The sequence below is a fragment of the Streptomyces sp. NPDC041124 genome (genome assembly GCF_055592385.1).
Map to the genome: position 1 here is coordinate 564,216 of NZ_JBVIYR010000004.1, position 26,444 is coordinate 590,659.

The 26,444-nt window shown below is 71.4% G+C and carries 24 protein-coding genes and 1 pseudogene; 8 read left to right on the forward strand and 17 right to left on the reverse strand.

The annotated features are described in order from the left end of the window. Positions 1-163 precede the first annotated feature (163 nt). Positions 164-1,144 (reverse strand): annotated as a pseudogene (locus ACZ6A9_RS14125) (AAA family ATPase); the annotation flags it as partial. Positions 1,145-1,357: 213 nt separating this feature from the next. Between ACZ6A9_RS14125 and ACZ6A9_RS14130 the strand changes: the two are divergent. After that, entirely contained in the window at positions 1,358-1,867 is a 510-nt protein-coding gene (locus tag ACZ6A9_RS14130) for a DUF2798 domain-containing protein (RefSeq protein ID WP_468984257.1), read from the forward strand. Between the two features lie 300 nt (positions 1,868-2,167). Here the strand turns inward: ACZ6A9_RS14130 and ACZ6A9_RS14135 are convergent, their stop codons facing one another. From ACZ6A9_RS14135 to map, 3 genes are all read right to left on the reverse strand, one after another. Then, positions 2,168-2,716 (reverse strand): Uma2 family endonuclease, encoded by a 549-nt coding sequence (locus ACZ6A9_RS14135; RefSeq protein WP_468984607.1) that lies wholly within the window; start codon positions 2,714-2,716, stop codon positions 2,168-2,170. A 296-nt stretch (positions 2,717-3,012) separates the two neighbouring features. Further along, positions 3,013-3,606, reverse strand: coding sequence for an alpha/beta hydrolase (locus tag ACZ6A9_RS14140; protein WP_468984260.1), 594 nt, complete (start codon positions 3,604-3,606; stop codon positions 3,013-3,015). Between the two features lie 574 nt (positions 3,607-4,180). After that, positions 4,181-4,963 (reverse strand): type I methionyl aminopeptidase, encoded by a 783-nt coding sequence (map, locus tag ACZ6A9_RS14145; protein ID WP_468984263.1) that lies wholly within the window; start codon positions 4,961-4,963, stop codon positions 4,181-4,183. A gap of 64 nt (positions 4,964-5,027) precedes the next feature. Here map and ACZ6A9_RS14150 point away from each other — a divergent pair, with 64 nt between their 5' ends. Both ACZ6A9_RS14150 and ACZ6A9_RS14155 read left to right on the forward strand, forming a co-directional pair. Beyond that, on the forward strand, positions 5,028-5,333 hold the full coding sequence (locus tag ACZ6A9_RS14150) for a helix-turn-helix domain-containing protein (protein WP_468984266.1): 306 nt from the start codon (positions 5,028-5,030) through the stop codon (positions 5,331-5,333). A 597-nt stretch (positions 5,334-5,930) separates the two neighbouring features. Beyond that, entirely contained in the window at positions 5,931-6,164 is a 234-nt protein-coding gene (locus ACZ6A9_RS14155) for an alpha/beta hydrolase (protein ID WP_468984268.1), read from the forward strand. A gap of 414 nt (positions 6,165-6,578) precedes the next feature. On the opposite strand, the gene ACZ6A9_RS14160 is transcribed toward ACZ6A9_RS14155, so the two are convergent. Further along, positions 6,579-7,190 (reverse strand): TetR/AcrR family transcriptional regulator, encoded by a 612-nt coding sequence (locus tag ACZ6A9_RS14160; protein WP_468984270.1) that lies wholly within the window; start codon positions 7,188-7,190, stop codon positions 6,579-6,581. 130 nt (positions 7,191-7,320) lie between these two features. On the opposite strand from ACZ6A9_RS14160, the gene ACZ6A9_RS14165 reads away from it, so the two are divergent. After that, a complete protein-coding gene (locus ACZ6A9_RS14165) occupies positions 7,321-7,968 on the forward strand; it encodes a hypothetical protein (protein ID WP_468984273.1) in 648 nt (215 codons plus the stop codon). Between the two features lie 113 nt (positions 7,969-8,081). After that, positions 8,082-9,692 (forward strand): alpha/beta hydrolase, encoded by a 1,611-nt coding sequence (locus ACZ6A9_RS14170; protein ID WP_468984275.1) that lies wholly within the window; start codon positions 8,082-8,084, stop codon positions 9,690-9,692. A 1,182-nt stretch (positions 9,693-10,874) separates the two neighbouring features. On the opposite strand, the gene ACZ6A9_RS14175 is transcribed toward ACZ6A9_RS14170, so the two are convergent. The 3 genes from ACZ6A9_RS14175 to ACZ6A9_RS14185 all read right to left on the reverse strand — a co-directional run bounded on the left by ACZ6A9_RS14175 (position 10,875) and on the right by ACZ6A9_RS14185 (position 15,532). After that, positions 10,875-12,203: a class I SAM-dependent RNA methyltransferase gene (locus tag ACZ6A9_RS14175; RefSeq protein WP_468984277.1), complete on the reverse strand. Its 1,329-nt coding sequence runs from the start codon at positions 12,201-12,203 to the stop codon at positions 10,875-10,877. Between the two features lie 77 nt (positions 12,204-12,280). Next, a complete protein-coding gene (locus tag ACZ6A9_RS14180; protein WP_468984281.1) occupies positions 12,281-14,326 on the reverse strand; it encodes an APC family permease in 2,046 nt (681 codons plus the stop codon). A 267-nt stretch (positions 14,327-14,593) separates the two neighbouring features. Then, positions 14,594-15,532: a PfkB family carbohydrate kinase gene (locus tag ACZ6A9_RS14185; RefSeq protein ID WP_468984284.1), complete on the reverse strand. Its 939-nt coding sequence runs from the start codon at positions 15,530-15,532 to the stop codon at positions 14,594-14,596. Positions 15,533-15,770: 238 nt separating this feature from the next. Between ACZ6A9_RS14185 and ACZ6A9_RS14190 the strand changes: the two genes are divergently transcribed. Both ACZ6A9_RS14190 and ACZ6A9_RS14195 read left to right on the forward strand, forming a co-directional pair. Continuing rightward, complete coding sequence (locus ACZ6A9_RS14190) at positions 15,771-16,442, forward strand: potassium channel family protein (RefSeq protein ID WP_468984286.1); 672 nt, start codon at positions 15,771-15,773, stop codon at positions 16,440-16,442. After that, complete coding sequence (locus tag ACZ6A9_RS14195; protein ID WP_189558003.1) at positions 16,442-17,110, forward strand: potassium channel family protein; 669 nt, start codon at positions 16,442-16,444, stop codon at positions 17,108-17,110. Before ACZ6A9_RS14190 ends, ACZ6A9_RS14195 begins: the two co-directional genes overlap by 1 nt. A 93-nt stretch (positions 17,111-17,203) precedes the next feature. Here ACZ6A9_RS14195 and ACZ6A9_RS14200 read toward each other — a convergent pair whose 3' ends face one another. The 8 genes from ACZ6A9_RS14200 to ACZ6A9_RS14235 form a co-directional block, all read right to left on the reverse strand. Next, positions 17,204-17,968 (reverse strand): DUF3159 domain-containing protein, encoded by a 765-nt coding sequence (locus ACZ6A9_RS14200; RefSeq protein WP_468984289.1) that lies wholly within the window; start codon positions 17,966-17,968, stop codon positions 17,204-17,206. A gap of 3 nt (positions 17,969-17,971) precedes the next feature. Beyond that, positions 17,972-18,370 carry an OB-fold nucleic acid binding domain-containing protein gene (locus tag ACZ6A9_RS14205; protein ID WP_159536198.1) on the reverse strand — a complete coding sequence of 133 codons (399 nt, stop codon included), beginning with the start codon at positions 18,368-18,370 and terminating at the stop codon, positions 17,972-17,974. 100 nt (positions 18,371-18,470) lie between these two features. Further along, entirely contained in the window at positions 18,471-19,148 is a 678-nt protein-coding gene (locus ACZ6A9_RS14210) for a response regulator (protein WP_468984291.1), read from the reverse strand. Continuing rightward, a complete protein-coding gene (locus ACZ6A9_RS14215; RefSeq protein WP_468984294.1) occupies positions 19,145-21,712 on the reverse strand; it encodes a DUF4118 domain-containing protein in 2,568 nt (855 codons plus the stop codon). The genes ACZ6A9_RS14210 and ACZ6A9_RS14215 overlap by 4 nt, the downstream gene beginning before the upstream one ends. Before the next feature lie 91 nt (positions 21,713-21,803). Next, a complete protein-coding gene (locus ACZ6A9_RS14220; RefSeq protein WP_468984297.1) occupies positions 21,804-22,496 on the reverse strand; it encodes an ABC transporter ATP-binding protein in 693 nt (230 codons plus the stop codon). 193 nt (positions 22,497-22,689) lie between these two features. Beyond that, on the reverse strand, positions 22,690-23,448 hold the full coding sequence (locus ACZ6A9_RS14225; RefSeq protein ID WP_468984300.1) for a DUF3710 domain-containing protein: 759 nt from the start codon (positions 23,446-23,448) through the stop codon (positions 22,690-22,692). Between the two features lies 1 nt (position 23,449). Then, the gene (dut, locus tag ACZ6A9_RS14230; protein ID WP_468984302.1) at positions 23,450-24,016 is read right to left on the reverse strand and encodes a dUTP diphosphatase; all 567 of its coding nucleotides are present in this window, start codon (positions 24,014-24,016) and stop codon (positions 23,450-23,452) included. Further along, positions 24,013-24,597 carry a PaaI family thioesterase gene (locus ACZ6A9_RS14235; RefSeq protein WP_468984305.1) on the reverse strand — a complete coding sequence of 195 codons (585 nt, stop codon included), beginning with the start codon at positions 24,595-24,597 and terminating at the stop codon, positions 24,013-24,015. The genes dut and ACZ6A9_RS14235 overlap by 4 nt, the downstream gene beginning before the upstream one ends. 115 nt (positions 24,598-24,712) lie before the next feature. Here ACZ6A9_RS14235 and ACZ6A9_RS14240 point away from each other — a divergent pair, with 115 nt between their 5' ends. After that, entirely contained in the window at positions 24,713-25,183 is a 471-nt protein-coding gene (locus ACZ6A9_RS14240) for a DUF3093 domain-containing protein (protein ID WP_468984307.1), read from the forward strand. Between the two features lie 304 nt (positions 25,184-25,487). Here the strand turns inward: ACZ6A9_RS14240 and ACZ6A9_RS14245 are convergent, their stop codons facing one another. After that, positions 25,488-26,435: a hypothetical protein gene (locus ACZ6A9_RS14245; protein ID WP_468984310.1), complete on the reverse strand. Its 948-nt coding sequence runs from the start codon at positions 26,433-26,435 to the stop codon at positions 25,488-25,490. Positions 26,436-26,444: the final 9 nt, after the last annotated feature.

Below are 26,444 nucleotides of genomic sequence, written 5' to 3' on the forward strand. Positions count from 1 at the left end.
TCAAGTTGACGCCCCACCCCGTGCACCACGACAACCCGGCTCATGGTCCCCCTCATGCGCGGTCCCGTGCTCCCGTCACGGGTTCGGTCGGAGACAGTGTCAGGGTCTGATCTCTTCCTCTCTACGCCGTTCATCGACTTGACGGGCAAAATCCCCGCTGAGGTCAACCGCCCCCGTAGAGGCCCGGCAGGTCGACCAGGAGGAGATCATCACGTCTGGCCGCCGATTCGACCAGGTCCGGGTTGAAACCGTGCAGGGAGAACAGGGCCAGCGTGGCGCCTGTGGTGTCGTAGCCCTGGCCGGTGAGCAAGCCCCGGATGTGCTCGAGGCGTTGCAGGTCGCCGGTACCGCGGCGGGCGGCGGTGGCCTTGGCCTCACCGATCAGGGCGATCCGGGCGCGCGGCGCCTGCGGACGCTCACCCAGGGCGAGGGCGAGCACGTCGACCTCGTGCTTCGTGCGGGCCGCCGGGTCGGCGACCTCGGTGGTGCCGACGGGGCCCGGCAGGCCGCCGGGAAGGAGGGTATGGGCGTAGCGACGGGTGAAGCTACGGGCGAGATCCTCGAAGTGCGGTCCCAGGATCTTGGAGTTGAAGGTCGTCGTAGCGGCCTGCCACGCCTGTTCCGCGAAGCCCTGCTCGACGGCGGCGGCCTGCGGCAGCGTGATCAGTTGGTTGAAGCGGATGACGGGGTCGGCGAGCGTGATGACCGGGTGGCGCGGGCGCAGAATGTCGTGCTCGCGCTGGATGTAACCGGTGGACTCCAGAACGTCCAACGGGTGCGTGACGGCTTGGCGTTGACGCTCCAGGGCTGCCCCGATCTTCGTCGGGGTCGAGGCACCCTGGGCGATCGCGGTGAGGATGTCGTAGTACAGGGTGTGCTGGGTGATGCGTGGGTCCTCCCGCAGCAGGTACTCGGTCTCTGTGCGCGAGTAGACGGCCCGGCCGGGGTCCAGGAGCGTGCGGGTCAACCAGGCGGCGAAGCCGTCCTTCGGGTGGGGGCGGGCGGCCACCGGCCGGTAGCCGGGGGCTCCGCCCAGGACGGCGTGGACCTGCAGGGCGGTCAGCGGATCGTCGATCCGCCAGAAGTCGCGTGCGGCCCGGTAGTCGAAGGCACCCAGCCGGAGGTCGATCACGGCACGGCCCCGCCACCAGGGCCGCCTACGCAATCAGCGTTCGAGGTGAGGAGAGGCCGCACGTCACCGTCCACGTCAGCGACAAACGCTGCGGGCCTGTATTCTTTGCTGCGAGATCCGGCGCGTACAAGCACTTCGAAACAGCGCCCGTCTCCCGAGCTGACTCGGGAGACGGGCGCTGTTTTTTATTGCCGGTCCCCGTAACGAGCAACGAGGAACCACACAGTGAGCAACAACCCCTTTCACACCCACCTGCCGCGCAACCCGAAGGAAGCCGTCATCTTCATGCTGGTCATCGCCGTCATCTCGGTGAACACCATCCCGGTGGTGATCGGCGGCCTGACCTCCGGCTTCACCCTGGCCATGTGGACCGGCCTGCTGCGGGTGATGCCGGCCCTCCTGGTCGCGGTCGTGGCCGTCGTCCTGCTGACGATGAAGCCCGCCCAACTGCTCACCTCACGACTCGTGCGCCCGGGCGACAGCTTCCGCGCCCACATGGTCCTGAACGCCCTGTGCAGCGTCCTGCTGATCTCCCTCGTGATGACGGTGGTCGGCACCTGGATCGGCACACGGCAGGTCTCCACCGAGCCCCTCGAGCAGTTCGCACACCTGTGGCCGCGGAACTGCACCATCGCCTTCCTCGTCGAGGCGCTGCTCGCCCAGCCGGTCGCCCGGCAGGTCATGCGTCGCTGTCACCAGCGCGTCGACGCCCGCGCCGCGCTCGCAGCGGCCTGACAAACACTCCCGGCGCCCCTGGACGCCCCCACAACACAAACAGGAGGACCAACCCTGTCACCAAGGTGGAGCGCGCGGATGGGAGGTGAGCCGACCAGGCGCAACAAGCACTCGCGTCTGCGGCCACAGACCGCGGGATGAGGGCGCGAGAGCCTTGTCACGGTCTGGAGAGAACCACCGACGCCGCCCCTGCGGGAATGGAGGAGAGCGGTGAACAGCCGGCCGGTCCGGCTGCCGCTCTCCTTCGATCGGTCGCCTCTCCCAGGTCCTTACGCGGTCCGATCCGCGTTCGGATGCCGGTCAGGGCACGAGCGTGTCGAGATCGATGTCCAGCAGGAAGGGGACCGATACCTTCAACCGACCACGGTGAATGCCAGTCGGAACGTACGTGCGAGTCATACCGTCCAGTTCATACGTATGGACGGCGGGAGCCCCGGCTTCGTCCTCGACACGCCAGAAGTGCGCGATCCCGGCCTGCGCGTACTTGAAGGGCTTGAGCGACCGGTCGCGGTCCGCGGACTCCTCCGAGACGACCTCGACAACCAGCGTGACGTCTTCAGGCGCGTACCAGGTGCGGTCGGGGTCATAGACGGCGGTGGAGACCAGGATGTCGGGTTCGGGTCGGCTCTTGCGGTCGAGACGGACGGTCATCTCCCGCTCCGTCTCCAACCCGGCAGGTGCTCCATGCCTCAGCGCGAACGTCAGGTTCTCCACGAGCCTGGCGTGCCAGGAGCGCTGCGGCGACATCATGAAGATCAATGCCCCGTCGATGAGTTCGGTGTGACGGGGAGCCTGGGGAAGGTGGTCGAGGTCGTCGGCCTCCCAGCCGCTCGGCCTGGGCGGAATCATCCAGTCGGGCAGTTCGGCGGTCACAGCTCCTCCAGACGCCTTCGGAAGACAGTCATAGGCCCTTGTCCCGGCAGACGGACAGCGGCCACACAACCCTGCACCAGACTAATCGACCCGCTGACCAGCCACCCGATTCACCCATGTCCTCGACCATGCGTCACGCCACCCGTCCGGCCCCGATATGCCGCGTCGCTCTCCGCAGCCGGTACGCGTGCGCGACAGCCGCAGCGCACCGGCCTGAGACAGCATGACCACCATCGCGGCGGCCATCGCAGCAGGCAACCATGATCCGCCGGTCATCCGAGCGTCATCCGCACCGTCGACGCCCTCCCGGTACACCGTCGTCGGCCGGCTCGCGGCGCTGCCGGAGTGACCGCCGCTGGGACCACCGTCACCCTGCGGCGCCTGGAGAAGTGCTGGACGAAGCCGTGGCCCGCGCCCTCGTACCGGCTGACCGTCGTCGGCACACCGGCGTCGCGCAGCCGCTCGCCGTAGAGTTCGCCCTCGTCGCGCATCAGGTCGTGCTCGGCGGTGACGACCAGGGCCGGCGGCAGGCCGGTGAGGTCGGCCCGCTTGACCGGCGACACGAGCGGGTCGGCGGGATCGGCACCGCTGTCGAGGCAGAACGCGTTGAACGGCTCCAGGCCCGCGGTCTCCAGGCCGTAGCCCACGGCGTTCTCCCGGAGGGAGGCGTAGCGCTCGACGTCGAAGTCCAGGTCGAGCGAGGGGTAGGAGAGGATCTGGTGGGTGATCCGGTCGAAGCCGTCGTCGTGGGCCCGGGCGGTGACGGCCGCGGCGAAGGTGCCGCCGGAGCAATCGCCGGCGACGGCCAGGATCGTGCCGTCCCAGTCCAGCCCGTTGCCGTCCTGGGCGGCCCAGCGCACGATCACTCAGCAGTCGTCGAGGCCGGCCGGGAAGGCCGCCTCGGGTGCCGGGCGACAGCCGACGGAGACGACCTTGAGGCCGCTCTCCTTGGCCGGCGAGCGGGCGACGCGCTCTACCGGACGGCCCGGGACCGCCACGGGGAGGGGAAAGCGCTCTTCCTGCTCTCGTCAGCCCTGTGGACGACGGCGTCGAGGGCGGCGGACTGCCAGGGGCTACCTGAGCCTTCCGCCGGTGTAGCGGTGCCCTCGGGCGCCGCCACCGGGGAAAGCGAGCGTAGCGCCCTGCAAGAGGTACTGCCCGCGCTTGTTGCTGTCCGGACGTCGCTCACGGCGAAAAGGCATCGCCGCGCGGTCCGCGCGAGAACCAGGCCCGGGGCGCGGCGCCCCGGCGCGTGGGCCGCTGCCTGTTCGATATCAAGGCCGGCGGACCCGGTCGGGGCCCGCCGCTGCCTGTTCGACATCAAGGCCGGTCGGACCCGGTCGGGGCCTGCGCTCCTACCGGGACCCCGGAGGTTGTCGAGGACGACGAGGATCGACGGCGGCGCACCCTGCCCGCCGGGCCACTCGTTGCAGCGCCCCCTCAGGGACGTGCCTGCGTGGGCAGGGTGAGGATTTCGGCTCCGTCGTCGGTGATGGCGATGGTGTGCTCGCTGTGTGCGGTCCGGCAGCCTGTCGCACTGCGCAGCGTCCAACCGTCGGCATCGGTGACGAGTGCGGCGGTGTCGGCCATGACCCAGGGCTCCAGGGCGAGCAGCAGTCCGGGGCGCAGCTTGTATCCGCGGCCCGGCCGTCCGGTGTTCGCGATGTGGGGGTCCTGGTGCATGGTCGAGCCGATGCCGTGGCCTCCGAACTCGGTGTTGACCGGGTAGCCCGCCTCACTGAGGACCGTGCCGATGGCGTGTGAGAGATCACCGATGCGCGCCCCGGGCTTGGCGGCGGCGATGCCGGCGGCGAGTGCGCGTTCGGTCGTCTCGATCATCGCGACGCTCTCCGCCGGCCTGGCTGCGCCCACCAGAAAGCTGATCGCGGCGTCCGCGGCCACCCCGCCCCTGGCCACAGCGAGGTCGAGAGTCAGCAGATCCCCGTCTGCCAGCGTGTAGTGGTGGGGCAACCCGTGGAGCACTGCGTCGTTGACGGCCGTGCAGATGTAGTGCCCGAACGGGCCGCGCCCGAAGGAAGGTGCGTAATCGACGTAGCAGGACTGCGCTCCCGCCTCGGTGATCATCTCTTTGGCCCACTGGTCGATGTCCAGCAGGTTCGTCCCGACCGTGGTGCGCGTCTTCAGTGTGTGCAGGATGCCTCCGACGAGAGCGCCGGTGTCTCTCGCCCGCTCAAGCCGCGCGGAGTTCAGGATCTCGATCATGGGGGCCTCCCCTTTGCGTCCAATAATTATCCCGACCTAACTGTACCGGTATTAGAATGGGTTCATGGTCAGGTTGCCACTCACTCCCGCCGAGGTAGAACGCGGACAGCGCCTCGGCGCCCTGCTCCGCCGAGCCCGGGGCTGCCGCTCGATGCTGGACGTGGCGCTCGCTTCGCGCATCTCGCCGGAAACCTTGCGGAAGATCGAATCCGGCCGTGTGGCCACCCCCGCCTTCCCGACCATCGCGGCGATCGCCGACACCCTCGGCCTGTCTCTCGACGCCGTCTGGGCCGAGATCAACCGGGCGGAGCGGACCGTCGAAGACCAGCCGGTCTCGCCTGTCGCGCAGCGTCCATCGCTGGTTTCGTAACACCCGCTCCCCATCAAGTACGAGTGAACAGACGAAAAACGGGTCGAACGAGCCGGCGAGCTTGTCCGTGGACTCGTCAAGATCACCGGTGCCGAGCTACCGGCGAACGGTGATGTGCGGGAGACCGGCCCGTGCGATCGTCACCCTGGCCCCGACGCCCAGGCCTTCGCAGCGACTCGCCCGGTCAAGGCGCTCATCCTCGAGGAAGGTGTTCCGAGGGGCCGACCGGCACTCTCGGCGTCTCTGGAGCCTCGGCCGCGATCGGCGAAATCCTGCACCGATTGGTCTTCGGCTCATCAGAGCAGCCCGCTACCCGCTCGGTCCCGACGGGGATCTTCGTCGACGTCTTGGAGTGGATGGCCCTGGATCTCCTCGGCGGTCGGACCGGAGCAGCCGCGAGGCACCTCCTCGGCCTCCAGGACCACCGCGTCCATGGCCCGTATGGGCAGGTCGCGATGAGTGAGAGCCCGGCACCGGCACACCGGCTCATTACCCGGCGCGGTTGCTTCCGCTCTCCGTGGTGTCGCCCTCGAAGAGGATCGCGTGGACGCGTCGTAGCACGTCGAGGTGGGCGTGGTTGAAGAACTCGACCAGCGCGTGCACGACGACCGACTCGGCGACCGCCGTTTCCCGGTGCGAGGAGAACCCCAGGTCTGCCAGGCCGGGGTGCTGCGCGAGAAGTTCGGCGACCGGGCGCGGCTGGTCACTGTCGACGACAGCGGGCACGGGGTGTACGTCCTGGGCGACAACTCCTGCGCGTTGAACACCGCCACGCGTTACCTCGTCGAGGGCGAGATGCCCGCGGAGGACACGTTCTGCCGCGCGGACTGACCTTCTGCGGAGGCCGTCACCGTGGGTCGCCCGTATCTGCGCATGAGGGTGCCGACCTCGGCGCGGGCTTGTTGCAGGCGTCCGATGGCGGCGGCCAACTCATCGTCGAGAGCCCGCGGATCACGCGGGTCCGGGCCGGAGTCCGGGCCGTCACGCATGTATCCGTTGGAGCGGCGCTCCGGCTCGTCAAGCAGGCCGATGTCGTGGCAGTGCCGTACGGCCCCGAGGCCGGCCCCGGCCGGCTCCGCCATCTCCCGGGCTCCGCGCCGTGATCGAGTCTCCCTCAGCGTCCGGTGCCGCCGGCACGGTCGCGCCGTGGCCCCATGGAAAACCGTGACGCAACGGCGGGCGGCGGGCCGGCGCTCGCACCTCTACCCGTCGGGGGAACCGGCGCGGAGGGGTGGTTGGTCCGGTTCACGGCCGAGTCGGCCCGGCGGGTGGTGCGGGGCCGGTGGAGAGGACGTGGTCGACGGCGGCGTTGAGGGTCTCGGTCTCGGCGATGAGGACGGATTCGCGGGTGGGCAGGGCGCGTTCGACCGAGAGTCCGTTGAGGACGGTGAGAAGGAACCTGACGTTGCGGGTGTGGTCTCCCGGGGGCAGTGCGCCTTCCTCGGCGAGCACGGTCAGCCAGTGTTCGACCCGGCGCTCCGCCTCCCGCTCATGGCCGAGGTATGCGGCGCGTACCGGTTCGGTCGGCTCGGGTTCGATGAAGGCCCGATACATCGTGCCCCATGCGGTTCGCGCGTCCTCGCTGGTGCCGAGCGGTGCGAGAACCTGCCGCAGACAGTTCAGCAGCCGTTCGCGGGGCGGCAGTGTCCGGTCCCGGATCGGGTCGCCGGGCAGGAGGTGTTCGTAGATCCGCGCGAGCAGGCTGTCCTGCAGGGCGCGCTGGGTGGGGAAGTGGAACCTCAGCGAGCCGGTGCTCACTCCCGCACGCGCGGCGACCGCTCGCACGCTCAGCTTCGCCGCCATGTCCTCGGCGATCATCTCCGCAGCGGCCTGGAGGATCTTCTCGCGTGTTTCCATGCTCCGCTCTCCTTCGCTTCTCCCCAGCCCCCTCACTGTACTAGCACGCCGTACTAGTACAGTGTGCTAGCGTTTCTCTAACACGCCGTACTAGTGACGGTGCGGCTGATATGCCCAGGAGGGGCGGAGCATGGCCTGGAAGCAGTGGGCGGCATCGAAGCGCCTCAAGCCGGGAGACGGCAGGGAACTGCAGCGGTTCCGCTGGTGGCAGCTCCCCCTGCGCTCCCTGTTCTGGCTGCGGCTTCCCGGTGCCGGCGGACACGCCCGCCTGCACGCCGTCGACGTACGGCACTGGGCGCGGTTGGACAACAGCAAGATCCGGGCGCATCTGTTCCTGGATGGCAGGCACGTGGCCGAGTCGAAGCTGCCGGCGGTCTTCCCCGTCGACGGGGGCGTCATCGAGGTGGCAATGAGCAACTACGGCATCAAACGCTGCCACTACCGCCCCCGGGACGGACAGCCGCGTCAGCTCACACCCGACCCGGCCTCGGCGGAGGGACGGCGGGCGCGCTTCGGTGCCCGCCGTCCGGGACTGAGCCGGGCGATCGCCATCGGATCGGTGTTGCTGCTCGTCATCGGTGTGGGCTTGAACCTGTTGCAGCTCGCTGAACCCGTCTCTCACATCCCTCCCGTCACGCAACGGGTCGGCACGTTCGAATCGCCGGTACACCTGCCGATCTGGCTGAACCTCGCACTGGGGGGCGGGGCCGTTCTGGCGAGCATGGAGCGCGCGCTCCGCCTGCGGTACTCCTCTCTGCTCGACGCGGCGGGTCACTAACCCCTCGAAGTGAGGAAGGCACGACCACGTCAGCCCTCTTCGGCCGGCTTGCCGCACGACCGGCACGGCCCGGCCGCACGGAGCGACACGAGTACGGCGAAAGGAAGATCATCATGATCCAGTCGAGGCCCAGGCCCGCCGCCCGGTACGGGGCGGCGCTCGCCGCAGCCCTCATGGCCCTGACCGGGTGTTCGTCCGGCGCCTCGGGGCCGCGCAGCACGTCCGCGGGGGCCACGTCGGCCTCCGTCCCGTCCCCGGGCCCGCTCACCTGGAGCACGTGCGGGAAGGGCCTCGAATGCGCCACGATCAAGGTGCCGCAGGAATACACCGAGCCCAATGGCGCGCAGATCCCGCTCGCGGTCATGCGGCACCGGGCCACCGATCCCGACCGCCGCATCGGCAGCCTGATCTTCAACCCGGGCGGGCCGGGGGTTTCCGCCACCGAAACACTGCGCAACCTGCCCAAGGCGGCCGGCACTCCTGGCGCCTTCTCGGACGCGGTGCTCGCCCGATTCGACATCATCGCGATGGACCCGCGCGGCGTCGGCGGATCGCAGGCCGTTCGCTGTCTGACCGACGAGCAGCGAGCCGACGCCGCCGGCACCGCCTTCGACCCGGCCGTCCCCGGGGGCAAGCCCCTGCCGCGGCTGCTGTCCGATGCCGCCGCGTTCACCGACGGCTGCGTCGAGCACCACAGCAAGAAGTTCCTGGCCAGCCTGTCCACCGACAACGTGGCCCGCGATGTCGACCAGGTCCGCTCCGCGCTCGGCGAGGACAGGATCACGTATTACGGCTTGTCCTACGGCACCGTGGTCGGCCCGATGTACGCCACCTTGTTCCCACACCGCGTCCGCCAGATGGTGCTCGACGCGCCCGTCGACACCAACCTGTGGTTCGGCAACTCCCTCCCCTTCCTCAACGACGTCGCCGTGGCCAGCGAACGGACGCTCAACTCCTGGTTCGAGACCTGCCGCACCGAAGGGACCGCGGTGTGCCCGTTCGGCGCGGGAGACCCGCAGGCGGCGTTCGACACACTGATCGACACGCTGGAAGCGAAGCCGCTGAAGATCGCACCCGTCAAGGACACCACCCCGGGCGGCGCACTCGACGGCGCCATGGCCCTCGAGGCCACCCGAGCCCTGGCCGGCGACCAGAACACCTGGCCATTGCTGACCTCGGCGCTGCTGGCCGCGCAGGACGGCAACGGCGTACCCCTGTACACCCTGTGGAGCAGCGTCACGGTGTCCCCCTTCCCTGTCCCCACCGCGATGTTCGAAGCCCACACCGCGGTGCGCTGCGCCGACTGGCAGACCCCGGCCGGCATCGCCGCGCACAAGGCCGCGGCCACCAAGGCCGTCACTGAGGCCAGGCGGATCGGGCCCCGGGCCGCCTACTCCGCCCTGAACTGCGCTCGGTGGCCCGCGCCGAACAAGGACCGCGTCATCAAGCCGCTCACAGGCGCCGGTACGCCGCCGGCACTGGTGGTCGCGGGCCGACTGGACCCCGTCACCCCCCACCACTGGGCCGAGAACATGACCCGAACCCTGGACTCCGCGGTCCTGCTCACGCGTGAAGGAGTCGGACACGGCTCCTACGGCATCAACTCGTGTGTCAATAACGCAGTTGACGCCGCCCTCGTCCATGGCACCCACCCCGCCGACGGCACCGTATGCAAGACGGACAAGCCCGCCACCACCCGTCCCCTTGTCTTCGCGAACCGTTGACTCACAGCCGATCTTCACCCGCGTACGCGTACGCACGGCCTGACCGCTGAGCGAGCAGACCAGGACGGCACCGGCTCTCCCGGCAACGGCGCGGACGTCGGTTCCGCCAAAGGGACGAGCTGACGGCAGACGTGGGGTTCCTTCCCGGCCCGGACGGGAAGCCGACGGTGTACGTCGCGCGGGCCGCACGGCAGGACCGCCCGGACGGCGGTGTCCGGTATGCAGGCACGCCGAACCCCTACATCATGTCGCGTTCATGATCGCGTCGCCGCTGCTTCGCGAACCTTTCGTAGCGTTCACGGCAGCCGCAAACACGGCGTAAAGCGCGCTACGGCCCTCCCCTCCTGACGCAACGCCCGTCGAACACGGCGGGCGCCGCAGCCGGTGTCCGTCGGAGTGACGGCGAACGGCAGCGGCGACCGCCAGAAAGATCGATGTGGTTGACGAGCACTGCTGCTGGCCCTCCCGGACCGCAGCCGCCTGGCCACCTACCTGCACCGGCCTCCGCAAACTCGCCCTGACGTATGCCGTCCTGACACTCCTGGACGCCGCCCCGGCCGATGACGAGATCCCCGCCGCCCCCGAGGCGTTCAGTCTGCACGGTCTGCACACCTGGGCACGCGTCAGCGATCCTCACCCACGCCCACGGGCACCGCATGGTCGGCGAACAGGACCCGGAACGCTGCGCTCCACGCAGCAGCCAGGAACCGTCTGGAAGGCCAACCCCGCGGACGGGGCGTCCTGGTGGTCGGCGCCGGTAACAGCGTATCGAGGTCGCCGGCGTCCCGGCCGGAGCCGCACAAGAAGGCCGGCTTTCCCGACGCGGGAAGGGGGGCGGAAGCTCCTCGGTGACGTGGGTGGCGGTCTCACCACGCCCTCGGCGCGCCGACCTCTGGGCGGGCAGGCATCACCCTGGCTCCACCACTGCGGCAGGCCGTGGCCAGCGCCGGTCGGCGCCCGGGACCACCTGACGCACCGTCGGAACCAGCGTCAAATGAGCGTCAGGACGCTTGCCCAAATGCCGCCACGGACCGAGAAGAATGCGTCCGCCATCTCGCGAGATGCCCGTGAAGCCGCAGGTCAAGCGCATCCCCCGGTGCCAGGACACGTCCCACGTCGTGCATGTGAGGGAACACGTCGAGCGTACCCGGGCGTGCCTGAGAAACCTGGGAAATCTGCAGGTCAGAGCCCCTTTGCAGCAGGCTCCAAAATCGCCACGCACTCCACGTGGTGCGTCATCGGGAACAGGTCGAACACCCGCAGTGTCCGCACCCGGTACCCCCCGTCCCGGAAGTACGCCAGATCCCGGGCGAGCGCGGCCGGGTCGCAGGCGACGTAGGCGATGCGGCGGGCGCCGAGGGACGACAGGTGCTGCACCGTCTTGCGGCCGGCGCCCGCCCGGGGCGGGTCGAGGACGACGAGGTCGACCTCGGTGATGCCGGTGCGGGGCAGGACGGAGTCGACCTTGCCCTGTTCGATGCGGACGCGGGGGAAGTCCGCGAGGTTGTGGCGGGCGTCCTCGACGGCGCGCTTGCCGGACTCGATGCCGAGGACCGCGCCCGCCTCGCCCACCCGGTCGGCCAGGGCGCCCGCGAACAGGCCGACGCCGCAGTAGAGGTCGAGGGCCATGTCGCCCTTGCGGGGCAGCAGGCCCTGCATGACGGCGGTGACGAGGGTGTCCGCGGCCTTCGGGTGGACCTGCCAGAAGCCGCCGCCGGCGACGCGGTGGGTGCGCCCGTCGGCGCGTTCGCGGACGAAGGGGCGGCCGTGGACGCGGTGCAGCTGCCCGGAGCGTTCGTCGACGCGCATGACCGAGACGGGGCGGTCGAGCTCGACCAGGGGGAGGCGGGCGCCGGGCTTGGGGGTCAGGACGACCTGGCGGTCCTGGGAGCCGGTCGCGGCGATCGCCTCGACGGAGTCCATGCCCGTCCAGTCCCGCTTCTCGATGCCCAGCTCGCTGACGCCCTCCGCGGCGATCATGCAGTGGTCGATCGGCTCGACCTCGTGCGAGCGGTGCCGGCGCAGTCCCGCCCGGCCGTCGGCGGTGACGGCGTACTGGACGCGCGTGCGCCACGCCGGGACCTGACCGGCGGGGACCTTGTCGCCCTCGGCCGGCATCACGGTGCCGTCCCAGCCGGCCTCCTCCGGGGTGAGCCCGGCGAGGCGCTGCAGCTGTTCGGCGACGACCTCGCCCTTGAGGCGCCGTTGGGCGCCGGGCTTGGCGTGCTGCCAGTCGCAGCCGCCGCAGCGGCCGGGGCCGGCGAAGGGGCAGGGGGCGTCGATGCGGTCCTTGGAGGCCTCCAGCACCCGTACCGCGTCCGCGCGCAGGAAGCGGGCGCCCTGCTCGCCCTCGGTGACCTGGGCGACGACCCGTTCGCCGGGCAGGGCGTGCCGGACGAAGAGGACCTGGCCCTCGGAGGTACGGGCGATGCAGTGGCCGCCGTGGGCGACGGGGCCGACCTCGACCTCGTACTCCTCCCCCACCAGTGATTTCCTCGGTTCTGCCTGCATGGCGGGGTGACTCCACAACATCGGGAACGGGCGGGCCCCCAGGACTCGACGGCCCGGGGCAACAACAGCCCACCAGTCTACGTGTGCGGGGAGGAGTCCTTCGCCCGCTCCTTCGGGCCGCGGCGCACCGAGCCGGGCGCGGCCCAGTCCTGCCGCTTGCGGGCCCGTTTCCTGGCGGCCTCGGAGGATTCCAGCTGGTACGGCACGGAGGTCACCATCACGCCCGGGGTGAACAGCAGCCGGCCCTTGAGGCGCAGCGCGCTCTGGTTGTGCAACAGGTGCTCGTACCAGTGGCCGACCACGTACTCGGGGATGATGACGGACACCACGTCGCGCGGTGCCTCCTTGCGCAGGCTCTTGACGTACTCGATCACCGGGCGGGTGACCTCGCGGTACGGGGAGTCGAGCACCTTGAGGGGTACGTCGATGGCGCGCCGTTCCCACTCCCCGCGCAGGGCCCTGGTCTCGTCCGGGTCCACGTTGACGCTGAGCGCCTCCAGGGTGTCGGAGCGCATCAGCCTGGCGTAGGCGAGCGCGCGCAGTGCCGGGCGGTGGATCTTGGAGATGAGGACGACGGAGTGGACCCGGGACGGCCGCACGCTGTCGTCGGTCGGGGTGTCCGGGGCGGCGATCTCCTCGGCGACCCGGTCGTAGTGGCCGCGGATGGCCGTCATGGTCGCGTAGAAAATGCACATCCCGAGCAGCGCGACCCAGGCGCCGTGGGTGAACTTGGTGACGAGGACGACGATCAGGACCAGGCCGGTGAAGAAGGCACCGAAGGTGTTGATGGCCCGGGAGCGGATCATGTGGCGGCGCTTGGCCTGGTCCCGTTCGGTGACCAGCTGGCGGTTCCAGTGCCGGACCATGCCGGTCTGGCTGAGGGTGAAGGACACGAAGACGCCGACGATGTAGAGCTGGATCAGCCGTGTGGAGTCGGCTCCGTAGATCCACACCAGCAGTCCGGCGGCTCCGGCGAGCACCACGATGCCGTTGGAGAAGGCGAGGCGGTCGCCGCGCGTGTGGAGCTGACGGGGGAGGTAGCGGTCCTGGGCGAGGATCGAGCCGAGCAGCGGGAAGCCGTTGTAGGCGGTGTTCGCGGCGAGGAACAGCACCAGCGCGGTGGCGGCGGCGAGGATCATGAAGAGCAGGCTGCCGTGGCCGAAGACGGCCTCCGCGACCTGGGAGATGACCGGGTCCTGGACGTAGTCGGGGCCGAGCGGGACCCCGTCGCGGATCAGGTCCTCGGCGGGGTTCTCGGCCATACGCACGTTGGTGGCGGCGGCCAGCGCGATGATGCCGCAGAACATGGTGACGGCGAGCGTGCCCATCATGGCCAGCGTGGTCGCCGCGTTGCGCGACTTGGGCTTGCGGAAGGCGGGGACGCCGTTGGAGATGGCCTCGACGCCGGTGAGCGCGGCGCAGCCGGAGGAGAAGGCGCGCAGGAGCAGGAAGACGAGGGCGAAGCCGGCGAGGCCGGGGTGCTCGGGTTTGATCTCGAAGTCCGCGGTCGGTGCCCGCATCTCGTCGCCGAGCACGACCGCGCGGAAGGACCCCCACGCGATCATGAGGAAGACACCCGTGACGAAGACGTATGTGGGGATCGCGAAGAGTGTGCCCGACTCCTTGACCCCTCGCAGGTTCATCAGGGTCAGCAGCACGATCACGCCGACGGCGCAGGCCACCTTGTTCTCGACGACGAAGGGGACCGCCGAGCCGAGGTTCTCGATGCCGGCGGAGATCGACACGGCGACGGTGAGGACGTAGTCGACGAGGAGGGCGCTGGCGACGGTCAGGCCGGCCTTCGGGCCGAGGTTGGTGGTGGCCACCTCGTAGTCGCCGCCGCCGCTCGGGTACTCCCGGACGTTCTGCCGGTAGGAGGCGACCACGGTGAACATCAGCACGACGACCGCGACGGCGATCCAGGGGCTGAAGTGGTACGCCGACAGGCCCGCGATGGACAGGACCAGCAGCACCTCGCCGGGGGCGTACGCCACGGAGGACAGCGGGTCGGAGGCGAAGACGGGGAGTGCGACGCGCTTCGGCAGAAGCGTTTCCCCGAGCCGGTCGCTGCGGAGTGCGCGCCCGATGAGGATACGTTTGGGCACGTCGGTCAGTTTGGACACAAGAGTGGATCGTAGGCCGTCGGGCAACCGGTGGCTCACCCGCCACCCAGATCCATACGGGGTCCATACGGCCTCTGCTCTCCGGGTGAATTCACCGGGGCGCGGGGGTCGGATTCCGCAGGTGGCGGAAGTTCCATGCCTATATGACGAACCCGGCCGCAGGTGCCGCTCCCCGTGGAGGTCCCATGCACACGACCGCAGAACTGATCGGCGCCGCGGCCGCGCTCGTCGTCCTCGGTGTCCTCACCCTGGCGAGCGTGCGCAGCTTCACGCGCCGCTGACCCGCCCACCGGCCTCGTCGGACATGGGCTCGGCGGCTCCGGCGAGCAGGGCCTCGGGGCCGATGGCGGCCACCCGTGTCGAGGGCACCGTGCAGGCGAACGCGCCGGCCACCGCCCCGAGGCGGGCGCAGCGCCGGGGCGGCTCGCCGTGGAGCAGCCCGTACAGGAACGCGGCCGCGAAGGCGTCGCCGGCGCCGTTGGAGTCCACGAGGGGTGCCGGGGGCTTCACCGCGGGGACGTGGGTCAGCCTGCCGTCGGCGAGCAGGAACGCCCCGTCCGCCCCCGCGGTGGCGACGACGGTCCGGGCCCTGCCCCGTGCGGCGATCCGGCGCAGGGTGGCCGCCGGGTCCGTCAGGGCGGCGGCGGAGAGGAACACGTGGTCGGCGGCGTGGGCGAAGGCCTCGTGGTACGGGTTGGTGCCGTCCCAGTCGTGGAGGTCGGTGGAGATGGTCACGCCCGCCTCGCGCAGCAGGGGCAGCGCGTCCGCGCAGGGCTGGGTGATGACCACGTGGGCGTGGCGGCTGACCGCGGCGAGGTCGCGCACCGTCCGCTCGAGCAGCCGGTCGCTCTCCGCCCAGCGGGTCGCGTCGTAGAGGGAGAGCCGCCGGCCGTCGGGGTCGACCAGGTTGACGGCGCGCTTGGTGCCGCGCGGCTGGGGCAGCGCGGTGAGCGCGATCCCGTGGTCCCGGTGCAGGGCCCGGACGAGGTCGCCCTCGGGGTCGTCGCCGATCAGATCGAGGTGGTGGGTGCGCAGGCCGAGGGTGTGGGTGCCGAGGGCGACGAAGTCGCCGCTCTGTCCCGCCCGGGTGACGATTCCGGGCTGGATCATGTGGCTGTCGGCGAGCGGCACGGGCAGTTCGGGTACGTGCACGACGGTGTCCACTCCGGCGCCGCCCAGGACGAGGACGTCGATCTCGGTGGTCATGGCTGGTTCTCTCCTTGTTGCGAACCTCGGGGGTTCGCCGGTGGTGCGGATACGCCGGACCGGGCACGCGGACGCGGCGGGCCGGACCCCGGAGGGCGTCAGGACCGGGATCCCCCGGCATGATGTTGCCTGGCGGCCCGTTCTCCGGCCGCGATGCCCTGCCTGGCGAGCCGAAAGAGAGACATGAGCACGAAGGTCATGAAGGTCGAAGGGCCTGCAGGAAGCGCGGTGTGACGCGATGCATATTGTCATCATGGGCTGCGGACGGGTGGGATCCGCTCTGGCCCAGACCCTGGAGGAACAGGGCCACACGGTCGCCGTGATCGACCAGGACCCCACCGCCTTCCGCCGGCTGGGCTCCTCGTTCGGCGGGCGCCGGGTCACCGGTGTCGGCTTCGACCAGGACACCCTGCGTGAGGCGGGCATCGAGGACGCGGGGGCCTTCGCCGCCGTCTCCAGCGGCGACAACTCCAACATCATCGCCGCGCGGGTGGCCCGCGAGATGTACGGCATCGAGCACGTGGCCGCCCGCATCTACGACCCCCGCCGTGCGGAGGTCTACCAGCGTCTCGGCATCCCCACGGTGGCGACCGTGCGCTGGACGGCCGACCAGATGCTGCGCCGGCTGCTGCCCTCGGGTGCCGAGCCGCTGTGGCGCGACCCCACCGGCGGGGTCCAGCTCGCCGAGGTGCACACCTCCACGGCCTGGGTGGGCCACCGGATCAGCAGGCTCCAGGACCAGACCGGTGTGCGGGTGGCGTTCCTGACCCGGCTCGGCGAGGCCATACTGCCCAGCTCGCAGACGGTGCTTCAGGAGGGGGACCTGGTGCACGTGATGATGCGCACCGACGAGATCGACCGGGTCGAGGCGGCGTTCGCCAAGGGACCCGACGAGGAGGGCGGTCACTGATGAGGGTCGCCATTGCCGGAGCCGGCGCGGTCGGCCGCTCGATCGCGGGCGAGCTGCTGGAGAACGGCCACGAGGTCCTGCTGATCGACAAGGCGCCGACCGCCATCTCGGTCGAGCGGGTCCCGATGGCGGAGTGGCTGCTGGCCGACGCGTGCGAGATCACGTCACTGGACGAGGCGGCGCTCCAGCGCTGCAACGTCGTCATCGCCGCGACGGGCGACGACAAGGTCAACCTGGTCGTCTCCCTGCTGGCCAAGACGGAGTACGGCGTGCCGCGGGTCGTCGCCCGGGTGAACAACCCGAAGAACGAGTGGCTGTTCAACGAGTCCTGGGGCGTGGACGTCGCCGTCTCCACCCCGCGCCTGATGTCGGCCCTGGTGGAGGAGGCGGTCAGCGTCGGCGACCTGGTCCGGCTGCTGCGCTTCAGCCACGGCGACGCCAACCTGGTCGAGCTGACCCTGCCGGAGGAGTCGGCGCTGGCCGGCACCCAGGTCGGGGACGTCCAGTGGCCGCAGGACACCTCGCTGGTCACCATCATCCGCGGTACCCGCGTGCTGACGCCGACGCGGGAGGACTCCCTGGAGGCCGGCGACGAACTCCTCTTCGTGGCCGCCCAGGCCCGCGAGGAGCAGCTGGAGGACCTGCTGTCGGTCCGCAAGGAGTCGTAGGGCCGCAGCGAGGGGTGAAGGAAAGGGGGCGCCCGGATCACTCCGGGCGCCCCCTCCTCGTCGTGCGGGCCGGGAACTCGCGTCCCGTACGGGCTAGGACTCGCGGCGGTGACGGCCGGCCGTGGCCGTCCCGGTGTCGCCCTGCGCGGCGGCGGCCTTGCGCTCCTCCTCCGCGCGCTCCTCCGCCTCCATCTCGGCGAACACGTCGATCGGCGGCGGCGCCTTGGCGAGGAAGATCCAGGTCAGGTACACCGCGAGCAGGAACGGCGGGATCTTCAGCGCGACCAGCACCCAGCCCAGCTGGGTCGTGTCCGCCCACCAGTACAGCGGGAAGAGGATCGCGCTCTTGCCGAGCAGGATCAGCCCCCACGCCCAGCTGGCCTTGGTGTAGGCCTTCTTCCGTCCCGGATTGCGGGTCCGCCAGGACAGGTTCTCCTTGAAGACCGGGCCCAGCATCAGACCGATCAGCGGGACGCCCGCCATCGCGGTCACGATGTACGCCAGGGCCAGGCCCAGCGTGTAGAGCATGCCCGGCAGGTAGAAGTCCTTGGCGTTGCCGGTCATCATCGCGAAGACCACACCGAAGGCCACGCCGAAGACGCCGCTGAAGGCGTGCTTGACGGTGTCCTTGCGGGCCAGCCGGACCACGACCATCGCCAGCGCCACGGCGAGCGCCGCGATCGCCGACATGTGCAGGTCCTTGTTGACCGTGTAGATGCTGACGAAGAGGAGCCCGGGGAGCACCGTCTCGACCATGCCCCGCACCCCGCCGAACGCCTCGAACAGGGCGGCCTCCGTCACCGCCCGGGCGTCGTCCGCGGATGTGTCTTCGGTTGTCGGCTTGTCGAGCGACGTCACCGGCTACTCCCGTCCGAGGGGTCTCAGTTCGTATTTCGGATTGAACAGCACCCGGCGGCCCCGGCTCATCGAGATCCGGCCCGATGCGATCAGCCTGCGGCCCGGCTCGATCCCGACGATGGAGCGCCGTCCGAGCCACACCACGTCCAACGCGGCGGAGCCGTCGAACAACTCGGCCTCCAGCGCCGGTACTCCCGCGCGCGGCCGCAGCGTGACCGTGCGCAAGGTACCAGTAACCGTCACGATCTGCCGGTCCTGGCAGTCACCTATCCGCGTGCAGCCGGCGGTCTCGGCGTCCTCGCGCAGCTCCTCGGACTCCAGGTCCTCCTGGGACGAGGAGAGCCGGTCGAGCATGCGCCGGAACCGGCCTGCCGGCTTCTCGGAACGAGGAACAGCACTCATATCTGAAGCGTACCGGGGTGCACTGACGGTTACGTACCCCCTGCTGCCCCGGCCCGAACCGGCCACCTCCGGCGCCCTGCGCGGGGGCCGGTGCCGGCCCTCACTTCTCGAAGCGGTAGCCCATGCCGGGCTCGGTGATGAGGTGACGGGGGTGTGACGGATCCGCCTCCAGTTTCCGCCGCAGCTGCGCCATGTACACGCGGAGGTAGTTGGTCTCCGTGCCGTACGACGGCCCCCACACCTCCCGCAGCAGCTGCTTCTGCGCCACCAGCCGCCCGCCGGCGCGCACCAGCACTTCCAGCAGATGCCATTCGGTGGGCGTCAGCCGTACGTCCTTGCCGTCACGGTGGACCTTCTTGGCGGCCAGGTCGACGGTGAACCCGGCGGTCTCCACCACCGCGTCCCCTCCGTCGGCGGGCTCGGCGCGGCGCACGGCGGCCCGCAGCCGGGCGAGGAGTTCGTCCATGCCGAACGGCTTGGTGACGTAGTCGTCGGCGCCCGCGTCCAGGGCCTGGACCTTTTCGTCGGAGGCGTGCCGCGCGGACAGCACCAGGACCGGCACCCGGGTCCAGCCGCGCAGCTGCCGGATCACCTCGACGCCGTCCATGTCGGGCAGCCCCAGATCGAGGACGACCACGTCGGGGTGGTGCGCGGCGGCCGCGCGGAGGGCGGCGGCGCCGTCGTGGACGGCGTCGACCGCGTAGGAGCGGGCCTTGAGGTTGATCACCAGGGCGCGCACGATGGCCGGGTCGTCGTCGACCACCAGCACACGGGTCATGAGGGCTGCCTTTCCGGTTCTGCTTCGGCGGGTGGTGTGCCCGTCCCGTCCGGGACGGGTTCCCGGTGCGTTCCCGCGGCGCGCAGGGTGAGCGTCATGGTGAGGCCGCCGCCGGGGGTGTCCTCGGCGCTCAGGGTGCCGCCCATGAGCTCGGCGAAGCCCCGTGCGACGGCCAGGCCGAGGCCGACACCGGCTCCGCGCGGGGCGTCTCCGTGCCGCTGGAAGGGTTCGAAGATACGGTCCTTGGCCTCGTCGGGGACACCGGGGCCCCGGTCGACGACCCGCACCTCGACCCGCTCGGCGAGGGCGCTGGCCGCGACCAGGACGGGCAGGCCCGCGGGACTGTACGTGACGGCGTTCTCGATCACGTTGGCCATCGCCCGCTCCAGCAGCCCGGGGTCGACGGCGACCATGGGCAGGGCCTCGGGTATGTCCAGGGCGACGCCCGCCTCGGGCACCCCGCCGAGCGCCCTCGGCACCACCTCGTCGAGGTCGATCTCGCGGATCAGCGGGGTGACCGTGCCGGTGCGCAGCCGGGACATGTCGAGCAGGTTGCCCACCAGGTGGTCCAGGCGGTCGGCGCCGGCCTCGATGCCCTCCAGCAGTTCGGCGCGGTCCTCGGGCGACCACTCGACGTCCGGGGAGCGCAGCGAGGTGACGGCCGCCTTGATCCCGGCGAGCGGGGTGCGCAGGTCGTGGCTGACGGCGGCCAGGAGGGCGGTGCGGATGCGGTTGCCCTCGGCGAGGGCGAGAGCCCGGTCGGCCCGCTCGCGCAGCCGTCGGCGGTCCAGGACGACGGCGGCCTGCGCGGCGAAGGCGCCCAGGACCCTGCGGTCCTCGGCGGGCGGGACGCGGCCGGTGAGGGCCAGCGCCATGTGGTCGCCGACCGGCACCTCCACGTCCGCGTCCTCGGGGCGTTCGACGGGCCGTCCGCGGCCCGCGTGGCCGGCGCAGGTCCACGGTTCGACGTCGCCCGCGCGTTCGAGCAGGGCGGCCGACTCCATGCCGAAGGTCTCCCGGACCCGCTCCAGCAGGTCCTCCAGGCCGGTCTCGCCGCGCAGCACGTTGCCGGCGAGGAAGGAGAGTATCTCCGACTCCGCGCGCAGCCGGGCCGCCTGGTGGGTGCGCCGGGCCGCGAGATCGACCACGGACGCCACCGACGCGCCGACCCCGACGAAGATCAGGATGGCGATGATGTTCCTCGGGTCGGCGATGTTCCAGGTGTGCAGGGGCGGGGTGTGGAAGTAGTTCAGCAGCAGGGAGCCGGCCGCCGCGGAGGCGAGCGCCGGCCACAGTCCCCCGAGCAGGGCGGCCGCCACCGTCAGCGTCAGGAACAGCAGCATGTCGTTGGCGAGGCCCAGGTCCACGACGTCGAGCAACACGGCGAGCACCGCCGGGCCGCCCACGCCGACCGCCCAGCCCCAGGCCCGCCGGGAACGGCCGAGCCGCGCGCCCCGGGCGCCGGGGAGTCCGCGGCCCCGGGCGACCTCCTCGTGGGTGACGATGTGCACGTCCAGGTCGGGTCCGCAGTCCCGGGCGACGGTCGCGCCGACGCCGGGGCCGAAGACGTACTGCCAGGTCCTGCGGCGGGAGGAGCCGAGGACGAGCTGGGTGGCGTTGGCGCCGCGCGCGAAGGCGAGCAGCGCGGCCGGTATGTCGTCGCCGACGACGTGGTGGAAGCTGCCGCCGAGGTCCTCGGCGAGGGTGCGCTGCTCGGCGAGTTCCTTGGGGGAGGCGGCGGTCAGGCCGTCGCTGCGCGAGATGTACACGGCGAGCAGTTCGCCCCCGGCGCCCTTCTCCGCCAGCCGGGCGGCCCGCCGGATCAGGGTGCGGCCCTCGGGCCCGCCGGTCAGACCGACCACGATCCGCTCGCGCGAACCCCAGATCGCCGAGACCTGGTGCTCGCTGCGGTAGCGCTGGAGATGGGCGTCGACCCGGTCGGCCACCCACAGCAGGGCCAGTTCCCTGAGCGCGGTGAGGTTGCCGGGGCGGAAGAAGTTCGACAGGGCGGCGTCGACCTCGTCCGGCTGGTGGATGTTGCCGTGCGCCATGCGACGGCGCAGCGCCTCGGGGGTCATGTCGACCAGTTCGACCTGGTCCGCCCGCCGCACCACCTCGTCCGGTACGGTCTCCGGCTCCCGCACTCCGGTGATCGACTCCACGACGTCGCCGAGTGACTCCAGGTGCTGGATGTTGACGGTGGAGAGCACGTCGATGCCGGCGGCCAGCAGTTCCTCCACGTCCTGCCAGCGCTTGGCGTTGCGGGAGCCGGGGGCGTTGGTGTGGGCGAGCTCGTCGACCAGGGCGACCCGGGGGCGGCGGGCCAGGACGGCGTCGAGGTCCATCTCGGCGACGACCCTCCCGCCGTGCTCCGTCGTCACGTACGGGATCTGCTCCAGGCCCTCCAGCAGCGCCTCGGTGCGGGGCCGGCCGTGCGGCTGGGCGAAGGCGATCACGCAGTCGGTGCCGCGCTCCGCACGCCGGTGCGCCTCGGCGAGCATCGCGTAGGTCTTGCCGACGCCCGGCGCCGCACCGAGGTGGATCCGAAGCCTGCCGCGTCCCATACGGTCATTGTCCCGTCCCCGAACGACCGTCCGAACGCCGGGCCCGACGGGGCCGGACGCCGCAGGCCCCCGTCGGGGGCGGGTGCGAGGGTCAGTGTTCGGTGATCTCGCCGTCGCTGAGCTCCAGCACCCGGTCGGCGAGGCCGAGCAGCGTGGTGTCGTGCGTGGCGACGAGGGCCGTGACGTGCTCGCTGCGGACGACCGCGCGGAGCAGCTCCATGACGGCGTGCCCGGTCTCGGCGTCGAGCTGGCCGGTCGGCTCGTCGGCGATGAGGAGGGAGGGGCTGTTGGCGAGGGCCCGGGCGATGGCGACCCGCTGCTGCTGGCCGCCGGAGAGTTCACCGGGCCGCTGTGCGGCGTGGTCGGCGAGCCCGACGAGGGACAGCAGCAGTTCGACGCGCTCCTCGCGCTCGCGCGGGTCGGCCCGGCGCAGCCGCAGCGGGACGCCGACGTTCTCGGCGGCGGTGAGGATCGGGATGAGGCCGAAGGACTGGAAGACGAAACCGACGTGATCGCGGCGCAGGGCGAGCAGCCCGTTCTCGTCGAGCCCGGCGAGGTCGCTCCCGTCGACGTGGACCCGGCCGCGGTCGGGGGTATCGAGGCCGCCGACGATGTTCAGCAGGGTCGTCTTGCCCGATCCGGAGCGCCCCTTGAGAGCGACGAGTTCACCCCGCGGGACCTCGAGGGAGACGCCGCGCAGCGCGTGGACGGCGGCGGCTCCGGTGCCGTACGACTTGTGCACGTCCTCGATGCGCACCATGGTCTCGGTGACCACCTGACTCATCGGCTGCCCTCCCCCGTGGACCGAGCGCCAAGTATCCCTGTCCGGCACCCGCCCGATCAACGGTCGCGCCGGATCGGCTCCGTGGGCGGGCGCGCCGCGCGTCGTCGCGTCCGGAGCCTTCGCACGCGGAAGGGCCGCACCCCTCCCGGGACGCGGCCCCGTGCAGCGCTGACCGCGCCCCGGCGACAGCCGTCTAGCGGACCTCGGTGATCTCCGGTCCGCGCTGGAGCTGGCCCATGCCGCCCGCGAAGCGGGAGCCGCCCTCCTCCTGCTGCACGTTCTCGGGGACCATCTGGGCGTCGTTCGGCAGCTTGAGCACGATGGGGTCGCGCGGTGCCATGGGGCCCTCGCCCCGGACCACGACCGTGTCCCGGAAGATCTGCTCGAGCAGTCCGGCGGCCTGCGGCTGCACCGCGCCCTGACCCGAGATCACCCCGCGCAGGAACCAGCGGGGGCCGTCCACGCCGACGAACCGCACGACCTGGTAGCCGCCGGTGCCGTCCGGCAGCTGCACCGGCACCTGGGCGCGCAGTTCCCAGCCCAGGGGGCCCTCGACCTCGTCGATGATGCCGCCCTGCTGGGTGATGCCGGAGGCGATCTCCTCGCGCACCTCGCCCCAGATGCCCTCACGCTTGGGTGCGGCGAAGGCCTGCAGCTGGATGGCGCTGTCGCGCAGCACGACCGTGGCCGCGACGATCGCGTCGCCCGCGACCTCCACCCGCAGCTCCATGCCGTCGACGCCGGGCACGAACAGCCCGCCCAGGTCGACCCGGCCCTCTGCGGGTTCACGGATCTCGGTGCTGTCCCAGGGCCCGTCGGGCCGCGGAGCGGGCTCGAGCCTCAGCCGCTCGGCCTCCTCACCGTTTGCCTCAGCGTCGACACCGTCGACGACCTGCTCGGCCTCGCCGGCCGCACCGTCGGCGGCATCCTTCTTCTTGCGACGTCCGAACACGTCACTGTCCTTCCCGGTCGGATACGACCGAAGCGTATCGATTCCCACCCGCTGTACCGCCCACGGCGGCCTGAACGCTTGTGCCGCTCTTACCTTCTTCTTCCACCGCGGCATGGCCGCCGGTGGACCCGAAGCCCCCCTCGGCCCGGGCCGAGGGGGGAAGCTCCGCGACCGACACGAAGCGGACCCTCTCGACCTGCTGGACGACCAGTTGGGCAATCCGGTCGAAGCGCTCGAACCGCACGGACTCGCGCGGGTCGAGATTCACCACGATCACCTTGATCTCCCCACGGTACCCGGCATCAACCGTCCCCGGGGCATTCACCAGGGCGACGCCGCAGCGGGCGGCCAGACCGGATCGCGGGTGCACGAACGCCGCGTACCCCTCAGGCAGCGCCACAGACACCCCGGTCGGCAGCACCGCCCTTTCTCCCGGGGCCAGTTCGCAGGCCTGAGTGGTCCGCAGATCGGCCCCCGCGTCGCCCGGGTGCTCGTACGCCGGAAGCGGTACGCCGGGGTCGACGCGCCGGAGCAGTACCTCGAGGGCGCCGCCGCCGGGTCCGCTCACGGGTTCACCTCGAAGGCACGCGCGCGGCGGACCTGGTCGGGGTCGCTCATGGCGGCCTGGATCTCCGCCGCGCGGCCGTGGTCGATGAAGTGGTCGACCTTGACCTCGATGAACAGGGCGTCGGCGCGGACCGCGACGGGTCCCTCGGGGCCGCCGATGCGTCCGGTGGCGGTGCTGTAGATCTTCCGTCCGGCCACCGCCGTGACCTCCGCCTCCAGGTACAGCACGGTGTCGACCGGCACGGGCAGGACGAAGTCCGTCTCCAGCCTGCCGGTCACCGCGATGGTGCGCAGCAGCCAGTTGAGGGATCCGAGCGCCTCGTCGAGGGCGGTGGCGAGGACCCCGCCGTGCGCGAGGCCCGGGGCGCCCTGGTGGGCGGCCTGCACGGTGAACTCGGCGGTGATCGTCACGCCTTCGCCGGCGCGGGCCTGGAGGTGCAGCCCGTGGGGCTGTCCGTCACCACAGCCGAAGCACTGGCCGTAGTGGGCGCCGAGGAGCTCACCGGGTGCGGGGGCGTCGGGGTGGCGCACCGGTTTCGAGGCGTCGGCGGGGGGCTGAAGAGCTGCGGAAGTACCACTCACAGGCGCAGACCTTACCCGCCCGTCCCGCACCCGCCACCGCCCCGCCCGGCGGCACCCCGCCCCCCGGCCGCCCCTGATGGCGGCCGTGTCCCGGCACCGTGCCAGACTCGGATTCATGCAGCTCTCCGCCACCCCGTACGAAGAACGCCTCACCGCCCCCCGTTCCTGGTGGCTGCTCTGCGTCCTGGCGGGGGTCTCCATGGCGCTGATCCTGCTGCCGTTCGGCACGCTGCCGATGCTCGGCGGTCTGGCCGGCGGCACCGCGGCCGCGGCCGTCGTGGCCAGCTCCTACGGCTCGGTGCGCATCCGGGTCGTGGGCGGTCATCTGATCGCGGGCGAGGCCAAGATCCCGGTGTCGGCCCTGGGCGAGGCGGAGATCCTCGACGCGGAGGAGGCCCGTGCCTGGCGCACCCACAAGGCCAACCCGCGCTGCTTCATGCTGCTCCGGGCGTACATCCCGGGCGCGCTGCGCGTGGACGTCACCGACCCCGACGACCCGACGCCCTACGTCTTCCTGTCCACCCGGGAGCCCGAGCGGCTGGCGCAGGCGCTGCGGGCGGCGAAGGGCGCGGCGGACGCCGCGTAGGGCCGGTCCGGCGGAGTGTGCCGGGGTCGAGGGGCGAGTTTCCCCTTCCCACGGAAACAGGTGGGCGCCCTCGGCGGCACCGACGTCCGGTGCCGGTCGGGTCGCCGACGACGCGGACCGGGAGCCGGGTTCCGTTAGGCGGCGCATGGTGCCGGTCCCACGCCGTCCTGCCCTCGGCCCGGTGCCCGGGCCGGTCCCCCTGGCCCGCCACCGGGTGGAGGACGTGGAAGCGGCCGCGGGCCGGTTCGCACCGCGCCGCTCCCCGCCCGCCGACGTTTCCGCCGCCCTCGCACGCGAGCGGTTCTCACCGGGCGCCGTGCCCGTCGTCCTTCTTCCGCGGGTGGCCGCCGAGCTCCTTGAGGGCGTCCTCGGGGAGGGCGTCCTCGGGGCGCTCCAGGGCGGGCAGCGCCGGCAGGGCGTCCCAGGGCACCTGGATCCCGCGCAGGTCGTCGCGGATGCGCGCGGCGAGCTTTCTGGTGTCCCGGCGGTTCATGACCGCGCCCACCGCGGCTCCGACCAGGAACGGCATCAGGTTGGGCAGGTTGCGGACCGTGCGCTTCATGATCCGCTGGCGCAGTTCCCGCTTCATGCGGCTGTTGAGGGCCGCGCTCACGGTGGAGGGCTTGGTCGCCTGGACCCCGCGCTCCTCCGACCAGGAGTTGAGGTACACCGTGCTGCGCTGGGCGAGGGTGCCGGGGGGCCGTACGCCGTAGACCTCGTGGAGTTCGGCGATCAGCTTCAGTTCGATCGCGGCGACGCCGGTGATCTCGGCGGCCAGTTCCGTCGGGATGGCGGGCGGCACGGGCATCATCGCCGCCGCGCCGACTCCGGCGCCGACCGTCGCGGTGGCCTTGGCCGCTCCCGCCACCAGTTTGTCCGCGAGCTCCTCGGGACCGAGCCCGGGGAACTGCCGGCGCAGCGTCCCGAGGTCGCGTACGGGCACACGCGGGGCGATCTCGATGATCCGGTCCGCCAGGTGTGCCAGTCCCGCACGGGCGCGGGCACCGCCCCTGCGGGCGCCCTCCCGGGCCTTCTCACGGAACGCGGCAGCCCGCCGGTGCGCCACGGGCGCGGTGACCTCCAGGGACGCCGGGAGGTCACCCCGGCCGGCTGCTGCTTCGAGCGAGGCCGCCCCGGTACCGGTTGAGCCCCGCTCTTGGTCACGCGTGTCGTGCTGCGGGCCCCGCCGGGGCCCTGTGTCCGCTCCCTTCGTGAAGAAGCGGCGCTTCCGCGGAGGGGTCGAGCCAGTCACGGCCGACCC